5 protein-coding genes and 2 pseudogenes are annotated in these 5594 nt (G+C 49.4%); 4 read left to right on the top strand and 3 right to left on the bottom strand.

What is annotated here, in order from left to right; translation table 11 throughout:
* Positions 1 to 401 precede the first annotated feature (401 nt).
* The 4 genes and pseudogenes from H6F76_RS31310 to H6F76_RS02550 all read left to right on the top strand — a co-directional run.
* Positions 402 to 608: pseudogene (locus H6F76_RS31310) on the top strand (hypothetical protein); the annotation flags it as partial.
* A 408-nt stretch (positions 609 to 1016) separates the two neighbouring features.
* Positions 1017 to 1172: a hypothetical protein gene (locus H6F76_RS02560; protein WP_190505659.1), complete on the top strand. Its 156-nt coding sequence runs from the start codon at positions 1017 to 1019 to the stop codon at positions 1170 to 1172.
* 45 nt (positions 1173 to 1217) lie between these two features.
* On the top strand, positions 1218 to 1778 hold the full coding sequence (locus H6F76_RS31305; RefSeq protein WP_190505657.1) for an AraC family transcriptional regulator: 561 nt from the start codon (positions 1218 to 1220) through the stop codon (positions 1776 to 1778).
* Positions 1779 to 1869: 91 nt separating this feature from the next.
* Positions 1870 to 2763 (top strand): SDR family oxidoreductase, encoded by an 894-nt coding sequence (locus H6F76_RS02550; RefSeq protein ID WP_190505655.1) that lies wholly within the window; start codon positions 1870 to 1872, stop codon positions 2761 to 2763.
* On the opposite strand, the gene H6F76_RS02545 is transcribed toward H6F76_RS02550, so the two are convergent.
* The 3 genes and pseudogenes from H6F76_RS02545 to H6F76_RS02535 all read right to left on the bottom strand — a co-directional run.
* Positions 2760 to 3161, bottom strand: a complete 402-nt coding sequence (locus tag H6F76_RS02545) for a hypothetical protein (RefSeq protein ID WP_190505653.1) — start codon at positions 3159 to 3161, stop codon at positions 2760 to 2762. The two genes, H6F76_RS02550 and H6F76_RS02545, sit on opposite strands and share 4 nt — an antisense overlap.
* A gap of 1085 nt (positions 3162 to 4246) precedes the next feature.
* Positions 4247 to 5373: pseudogene (locus H6F76_RS31300) on the bottom strand (FAD-dependent oxidoreductase); the annotation flags it as partial.
* The coding region (locus tag H6F76_RS02535) for a transposase (RefSeq protein ID WP_199321871.1) at positions 5322 to 5594 on the bottom strand (273 nt) is incomplete at its 5' end. The pseudogene H6F76_RS31300 and the gene H6F76_RS02535, both read right to left, overlap by 52 nt.

The raw sequence follows: 5594 nt of genomic DNA, 5'->3' as shown, positions 1-5594 counted from the left end.
TAACGTGAGTTCGGGTTAAGCCGAAGGCTAAAACCCCTACTATGAATAGCTTGAGTTAAGTAGCCAGCCAGTCACCCTTTCTCAATAAGACCTGCTACTGCAAGTATTTGCAACTGTGAGACTTATTGACAAGAACTTGACCGAGAGCGTGGTGGCAAGCCGCAGAAAATCAGGGCTTCTAGCGATTCCTTATCCCGAACTCACGTTAACCTGCTTACCAAACGCAATCATGCGCCGTGAGACAGCAGCGGTTAAGTGGGATTTCCCCACGCCCGAAGCGCCGAATAACAAAAGGTTCTCAGCACGTGTGAGCCAACTGGGATCATCGGCAAGCTGCATTAACGAGGCCGGATTGAACTTGGGGCAGTGTGAAAAGTCAAAGTTGGAAACCGTTTTTCCGCTTGGGAGTTGAGCTTCGTTGGCAAAGACGTTGGAGCTGCAAATGGGGAGAGCCCGTGTTTAAGGTGCGATCACTGCTACAAGACCATCAGGTGCAGGTATTCTCGTCGAACTATGCCCTATACGGGTAGATGTCAGCACGAGTAATGGCTACGCTGGCGCAGTTTGTTCTAGAAGTGGAGGTGTATTCGATCGATGAAGCTATCTTCAATTTATCCCTCTTCTGTCACTCTAGTCGGATAGGAATCTACAAGACATACTGCCCAGCGGTTTCGCTTCTCTGATGGATTTTGGCAGTCTTATTAAGAAAGTGAGGCTGGATAAGGCTTCTAGAATTCACTCCGGCGAGAGTGATGAAGCAAGGGTATGCCGCTCAAATTTTAGTACGAGCTGTTCGTGGAGCTTGTCAGTGAGAGCCGAGCACAGTTGTTGTGATCTTATAGTAGAAGAAAAGCAAAATTGCTCATCTGCTTATGTTCAGCAGTGAAATCCGTTTGATTGACTGTAAAACGGGAGTATTCTTTTCGGCTGCTCCTGAAAGGACAGTCTTGTACTCCAGGGTCAATTTAGGATGGCGCGGGCTTACAGTAGAGTCCCATTGTATTCCCTCCCTCGAAATGCCCGAACATTATATTGAAGGACATCGCCTCATGGTTCAGGTCGGCGAACCGACAGCCTTTGAATGGAAAGAGGACGATCGCTGGCGGCAAACTACTTTAAAGCCAGGGGACTTTTGTCTTCAAAGTCATGGAGAAACCAATGCACCCCGCTGACAAAATGATCTGAAGTTTTTGGCGATCGCCCTCGCTCCCGCTTTTGTGAATGACCTTTTCCGCGATACGAAAGCACCGGAAAAAATTTCCTTCCAACAGCAGAGGGGTCAGACCGATCCAGTTATTGCTCGGTTTGCGGTCCGCTTTAAAGCAGAGTTAGAGTCGGGAAGTTACGGTGGCGCGCTGTACAGTGAATCAATGGGCTTGGCCTTTGCCCTGCACTTACTTGAACAGCATGGTGATCGTTTCCTCAAACTGCCCCGCCCTTGTGGAAAGCTTTCAGCCCTGCAGCTCCGACAAATGATTGAATATATCCACGAACGTCTGACGCACGAAGTCAGCCTTGTCGAGCTAGCCGCCCAAGCTAATCTGAGTGCCTATCACTTTGCCCGCCTATTCAAACATTCGGTCGGACTTTCGCCTCATCAATACTTATTGCAGAACCGCGTTGAACGCGCTAAGAAACTCATCGTCATCTCGGCAAAGCCTAGCCTAACGGCAATCGGTTTGCAAGCGGGCTTCTACGATCAAGCACACTTTACAAAAGCGTTCAAGCAGGTTGTGGGCCTTTCACCAAAAGCGTTTGCCAAACAGTTTGTAAACTAAGCAAGAATTTACAATTTACCAAAAGAGCACTCTTGTTAACTTTATTTTAAGTTGATGAACGAACGAACTCAACAGTTTAGGAGCGAAAGTGATGGCAGACAAAAGACGTCGTCAGATTTTGAGCATCGGTGTGGTTGGTGCCGCAGGACTCGCGAGTGCGATTGCTTCTGGTAAAGCCTTAGCCAACACCCAAAAACCTCCTGCTTCGGAAACAGCCACCCATCCTAAGGGAAAATTTTCAGGCAAGGTAGTACTGATTACAGGCGCAACCTCTGGCATCGGTGAAGGCACCGCTTATGCCTTTGCCCGAGAAGGGGCAAACGTTTTCTTTTGTGGGCGGCGCGAAAACTTGGGTCGGCAAGTGGAAGCTAAGATCAAAGACTTTGGCGGCAAAGCCACCTACATGAGAACCGATGTTCGACGGGAAGAAGCGGTCAAGGCCTTTGTCGAAGCCTGTGTGAGTCAATACGGCAGGCTAGATGTTGCCTTCAACAATGTAGGTATGCTCAACCCGAAATTTGCCAGACTGCATGAACAACCAACAGCCGACTTTCTCGACACCCTCCATACCAATGTGCTGGGTGTGTTTCTCTCGTTGAAGTATGAGATTCCACAAATGCTCAAACAACAGGGCGGCTGCATTATCAACAATGCTTCAGTTTCAGGACACAAAGGCTTCTCGGAAATTGGACCTTACAGCACCAGCAAACACGCAATCATTGGCTTAACTAGGGTTGCCGCTCTAGAATATGCCAAAGACAATATTCGGATTACTTCTATTTCTCCGGGTGGTGTGGATACACCAATGTTGCGGGCTGCCCGTGCCGCTCGTGGAATTTCTTTTGAAGCAGGCTCAAAATTTATTCCCATCCAACGCACGAACACGGTTGAGGAAATGGCGCGCACGGTGATGTTTTTAGCCTCCGATGAAGCGACTGCCTTTCACGGATCGTTGGTCGATGTCACTAGCGGCATGTTGAACTAGCCAATGCTGTGTTCATTAATGCTGTCTCCATGAACCAAGAGGAACAAGCCACCGGACCCGATGGCGTTGTGTTTCCTCAGCGCCGGCAGGACGTAAAGCTGCAGGCTATCCGCTTGAAAAGCCGCTAGGACTTGTTGACCCGTCTGGGTGCCGATCACTTGCTCTAGTGAACTGAGAATGTTGACGAAGCTGTTGGTCAGGAGCAGTTCCAATTGAGTGCGATCACTGCCGACCACGGGTTCCGCTAACGACTCTAAGATGCGTAAGTAGGTGCGGTGCAGTACTGCGGTCGCATTGTTGGGTTGGCGGATAAACAACAGGCGATTGGTGCAAAGCTGCTCTTTAGCCAAACGCATGATCAGGTGGGTTTTACCGGAGCCAGCGGCTCCCAGTATCACCGCGCCTTTGCTTTATTGATTGGGGTCAGCCTTGACATCACCCAAGGTCGCTTTCAGGAGGGCAAATTCAACTTGGTACACTGCCTGCAGGTCTAGGTGATCTTGAAAGGGATTATCCACCCGGTTGCTGCTGTAGGGATTCGGTGTGTGGTAGTGGCGTGGGCAAGGCTCTCCTTTGTTGGTGCTCCAGGATGGTTAAAGGTCGCATCGTAGTGAGCAGTATGTGCTTGCTCGGCGTTGAAGCGCCTGCCGTTGACTTGCAACTGCAGACACTGACTGAGGTGTGCTAACGAGTAACTCTCAAAGGGTGGCAAATGTTGCTTGGCCAGTTCCCAGGTACAGAGGTCAAGGGCAATTAGTCGGTGTGACTCAGGGCAGTTATCGTGCAGACCACGGTGATGGTTTGAACGTTGCTGTTAGTGTTGAGCAAGGGCGGTCATTAGTGTAAAGCATCTCACCTGTGCTAGGTCAGTATGTGGTTGCGGCAACGGCTCAGTTAAACACTGCTTTAGCAGCAGGACTGATACTTAATGGAACCAAGAGCAACAGTACGCTTCAGAGCAGTGGCAACTTGATGTATAAGGATAAGAGCCGGGCAAACCTCTATACCTTCAAAGGGGAGGCTGACCAACCTGTCATGATTAACATGGCAAGTAACCGAATTGGGTCCTACCTCATGCTATTGGGACCAAAGTGTGAGTGAGCAAAAGATTTGGCATGATTCGCAAATGAGTGGTGTAATCAGTCAATATGCCTCCAGGCTACCGTTTTAGACTCTGATCATCTGAGATGGACTGTGTTGATGCAGCAGTGATTAGAAGTAAGCCAAGAGCCTAAAATGTTTACAGATTCTAGCTTTGCAGGTTTACGCCACTTAATTTGTGAATTGCGCCATATTTTCTGCTTATTCACAGCCTTTCTAGGCAATGGAGATAATTGTGTGATTTTTACTGCCTCCACATGAGTATGAAAAACTTGATCAATTCTTCGTTCTGGTTGAATAGTCCAATATTTGAAGACCTTCCTTTGCATGTATTTTAGAGCGATCGCCCGTATTTAAGTTAGTAGTTATTGGTTGTTCCTTCTTACATATTGGGACAGGTTGGCATATCCTCTCCAACCAGGAGTCTTGCAAGACTGGGCAATGCTTCACCGTAAGTTGGGTGAATGTGAACTGATTGTTCGAGTACCTGCCATGTTGCTTTCGCTTCCATCAGTGACAAAAAGACATGCACAATTTCGGCGGTTTCGTATCCAACCAGCGTTGCGCCTAAAATCAAATTTGTCTGAGTATCGATGACCATGCGGTAAAAACCTAGATCGTGCCCCCACTCAATGCTGCGAGCAATATGAGCCATCGGCAGGGTGACTTCGCGGGCAGCAATCCCCTGTTTTTGAGCCTGCTCTAACGTCATTCCTACCCGTCCCACTTGTGGTTCTGTGTAGACAGCATAGCCTAACACTCGATCGTGGCGTGTCCGGTGTTCACCACACAGAATCGTCTTCAAACGCCGATAGTCTTCCCAGGACACATGGGTGAATGCAGGCTGCTTGGCGACGTCTCCGATCGCATAAACTCCAGGGCAAGTCGTTTGAAATTGATCGTCGATTTTAACAAAACCCTGTGCATCTAATTCAACGTCTGTCACCGCAGTATTTAATGCCCCAGTATTCGGTTTGCGCCCAGTCGCAAGCAGCAATGCTTCCCCATCAAGCTCTTCACCATTGCTCAGCGTCAGGGTAAAGACACCGTTGGTATAAGCAACCTGCTGAACCGTCGTGTTGAAATGCAGTCCAATTCCGTCTTGCTTCAAGGCATCCAGCAGCACCGCACGACCTCGGATTCTTCTTGAGCCAGCAGACGATCGCCACGCACAATTAATTCAGTTTGGCTGCCTAACCGCGCCATTCCCTGCCCTAACTCCAGGGCAATATAGCCACCGCCAACTACGAGCAACCGGGGTGGGATCTGCTGCAAGTTAAAGAAATTGCGGTTGGTCAGATACGGCGTTCCCGCTAAACCGGGAAAGTCAGGAATAGTGGAGGAGGTGCCTGTGTTGATAACGACGATCGGAGCCTGCACCGTCACACCGCCGCCGCTTACTGTTTGCTCCCCGGTAAAAGCAGCTTCAGCGCAAATGACTCGAACCCCTGCACTCTCTAGTCGCCGTTGGGTACCCTGGTTAAACTGGCTGCGAATGCCACGCACCCGCAGCATTTTTCAATCCGATTGAGGTCAGGTGAATACGGTGGCAAATAGACGACTCGTGCTCCAACCACTTCAATCAATTGAGCAATACGGTCACCGTGGTGAAAGGTAGCATTATCCATAATCACCCACTCTCCAGGTTGAAGTACTGGCAGTAAGCAGGTTGGCAACCAAATTTCAAAGACAGTGCGATTACAGGCACCTTCGACCGTAAAGGGGGCAAG

Source organism: Leptolyngbya sp. FACHB-321 (assembly GCF_014695975.1).
GTDB lineage: Bacteria > Cyanobacteriota > Cyanobacteriia > Leptolyngbyales > Leptolyngbyaceae > Stenomitos.
This window is presented reverse-complemented; position numbering and strand designations above follow the sequence as displayed.